This is a genomic window from Microbacterium umsixpiens (assembly GCF_053543675.1).
Window position 1 is genome coordinate 1 of the sequence record NZ_JBLVOH010000147.1, and the last position, 3,100, is coordinate 3,100.

At 68.5% G+C, this 3,100-nt stretch carries 2 protein-coding genes and 1 pseudogene; all 3 read right to left on the reverse strand.

Going from position 1 to position 3,100, the window contains the following annotated elements; all coding sequences use genetic code 11:
* A partial coding sequence (acs, locus tag ACNPM4_RS14420) for an acetate--CoA ligase (RefSeq protein WP_448986114.1) occupies positions 1 to 1,844 on the reverse strand: 1,844 nt, incomplete at its 3' end.
* A 32-nt stretch (positions 1,845 to 1,876) separates the two neighbouring features.
* On the reverse strand, positions 1,877 to 2,734 hold the full coding sequence (locus ACNPM4_RS14425; RefSeq protein WP_448986105.1) for an ABC transporter permease: 858 nt from the start codon (positions 2,732 to 2,734) through the stop codon (positions 1,877 to 1,879).
* Positions 2,731 to 3,100: pseudogene (locus ACNPM4_RS14430) on the reverse strand (aliphatic sulfonates ABC transporter substrate-binding protein); the annotation flags it as partial. The pseudogene ACNPM4_RS14430 and the gene ACNPM4_RS14425, both read right to left, overlap by 4 nt.

The following is a 3,100-nucleotide window of genomic DNA, read 5'->3' on the forward strand; positions in this document are numbered from 1 at the left end:
GCCTCCCACAACTGTGCCAGGAGTCTGCGCATGATCTTGCCCGAGCGGGTCTTCGGCAGGTCGGGCACGATCACGATGTGCTTCGGCTTGGCGACGGGGCCGATGGATCGCGCGACCTGGGTGCGCAGGTCGGATGGGGTGATCTCTGCCCGGCCGGACGGGGTGACGAAGGCGACGACGGCCTGTCCGGTGACCGGATCGGACACGCCGGCGGACCCGGCCTCCCCCACGGTGTCGTGTGCGACCAGAGCCGATTCGATCTCGATCGTGGAGAGTCGGTGTCCCGAGACGTTCACGACGTCGTCGAGTCGGCCGAGGATCCAGATGTATCCGTCGGCGTCCCTGGTCGCTCCGTCACCTGCCACGTAGAACCCGCCGTGGTCACCCCTACCTGCGAACGTCGACCAGTAGGCGTCGCGATAGCGGGCGGGGTCACCCCACACGGTCCTGGCCATTCCGGGCCAGGGTCTGCGGACCACGAGGGTGCCCGAGCGGCCGGGCGCGACCTCGTCGCCCCGCTCGTCCACCACCGCCGCATCGATGCCCGGGAGCGGGACCGAGGCAGACCCCGGCTTGAGGGCGGTTATTCCCGGGAGCGGGGCGATCATCGCCGCGCCGGTCTCGGATTGCCACCAGGTGTCGATGACGGGCAGTTCGTCGCGGCCGAAGTTGCGTCGGAACCACACCCAGGCTTCCGGGTTGATCGCCTCCCCGACGGTGCCGAGCAGTCGCAGGGTGGAGAGGTCGTGGCCCTGTGGCAGCTCCGCACCGAACCAGGTCATGAACGTGCGGATCAGAGTGGGCGCCGTGTAGTAGACGGTCACCCCGTAGCGCTCGATGATCTCGAGGTGGCGTTCCCGGTGCGGTGCGTCGGGAGTTCCCTCGTAGACGACTTGCGTGAGTCCATTCGACAGCGGACCGTAGATCTCGTAGGTGTGCGCCGTGACCCACGCGAGGTCTGCGGTACACCAGTGCACATCGTCGGGCTTCGCGTCGAAATGGGCCCAGTGCGCCCAGCTCGCGTGCGTCAGGTACCCGCCGGACGTGTGCACCAGCCCCTTCGGCTTCCCCGTCGTGCCGGACGTGTAGATGATGAAGAGCGGATGCTCGGCGTCGAAGGATTCCGCCTCGTGCTCCGGCGACGCCGTGTCGACGACGTCATGCCACCACACGTCGCGATCGTCCGTCCACGGGACGTCCTGACCGGTGCGGCGCAGGACGAGGACGTGCTCGAGGTCAGGAAGATCCGCCGCGGCGACGTCGGCCGTCGACTTCACCTCGGTGGCGGTGCCGCGGCGATACTGACCGTCACTCGTGACCAGCAGCTTCGCGCCGGTGTCAGCGAGACGGAACCGCACGGCTTCGGCCGAGAAGCCACCGAAGACGAGCGAATGCACGGCGCCGATCCGCGCACAGGCGAGAGTGATCACGATCGTCTCGACGAGCACGGGGAGGTAGATCACGACGCGGTCCCCGGGACGGATGCCGAGAGCTGTGAGCGCGTTGGCGGCCTGCGACACGCGGCGCTGCAGATCGGCGTAAGTGACCGAGAGGCGGTCGCCCGGCTCCCCCTCGAAATGCAGGGCCACCTTGTCGCCGCGTCCGGCGTCGACGTGACGGTCCACGCAGTTGACCGCGACGTTGAGTCTGCCGCCGACGAACCAGCGCGCCGCCGGAACGGCATCGCCGACCGGCGGATCCCATTCGTGGGCGGTGCGCCACGGCTCGGACCAGTCCAGGCGGCGCGCGGCCTCTTCCCAGAACGCGATCGGATCCGCGGCGGCGCGCGCATACGCCTCCGCGGTGACGTTCGCGTCGCTGAATCCGCCGCCGGGCGCGTACATACGCGACTCCTGCAGTCGAGCCTCGGTCACCCTCACACCCACCGACGGAGCAGGTATTTCTCGACCAGCACGAGGATCCCGTTGGTGAGCGTGCCCAGAAGTGCGAGCAGCACGATCGAGAGCAGGATGCGGTCCACGCGCCCGCTGCTCTGCGACTCGGTCAGCAGGAAGCCCAGGCCCATGGACGCAGCGATGAGTTCTGCGGCGACGAGGAACAGCCACGCTTGCGCGAGTGCCAGACGCAGCCCGGACACGACGGACGGCACCACCGCCGGCAGCTGCACGATGCGGAACAGCGACCAGCCGCGCAGGCTGAACGAACGCCCGGCTTCGACGAGCTGCGGATCGACGTGTCGGAGCGCCGACGAGACCGTCGTATACACCGGGAAGAACGCACCGATCGCGATCAGAGTGACCTTCGACTCCTCGCCGATCTGCATCCAGAGGATGAGGAGCGGCACCCAGGCCAGCGACGGCACGGCGCGGACTGCGGTGAGTGTCGGACTGAGAAGCACCTCTCCCAGCCGGGAGAGCCCGACGATGCCGGCCGCGGCCAACCCGATGACGGATCCGATCGCGAAACCGAGCAGCACGCGCTGCACCGAGATCGCGATGTGCGTCCAGAGCTGTCCGGTCTCGGCCAGCTCCACACCGGCCTGGAACACCGACGCCGGTGTGGGCAGGCGGTACGGCGGCACCATCCCGCTCGTCGTCACCACCTGCCAGGCCGTCAGGATGATCACGGGCAGCAGGAGACCGGCGATGATCCGCACGACCGGCCGGTCCCATGAGCGCCGCGTAGCCCCGCTCCGGGGCTGTGACGTGCCCTTCGCGAAGTCGAGCTCGTCCCGAGACTCCTCGGGAACGATCAGTCGATCGGGAATGGTCACTCGCCGTCGACCGCCTTCTTCGCGAACGTGTCGTTCACGATCGATGAGAGCGCCTTGTCGACGGAGTCCTTGCCGCCCTGCACGTCACCGGACTCGACGAGCACGGGCGCGATCTTCTCGAGCACCGCGATCTGGTCGTCACCGGGGACGCCGCTCACGTCGAGGTTCGAGCGCTCCTCGATCACGGTGGTGGCGACTTCGGGGTCGATGCCGGCGACCTCGGCGAGCAGCGCGGCGGTCTCCTCAGGGTTCTCGAGCGCCCACTCTCGCGCCTGCTCGTACGCGTCGACGACAGCCTGCGCGAGGTCGGGGTGGTTCGTGGTGAAGTCCTCGGTCGCGTTCAGGAAGCCGTAGGTGTTGAAGTCG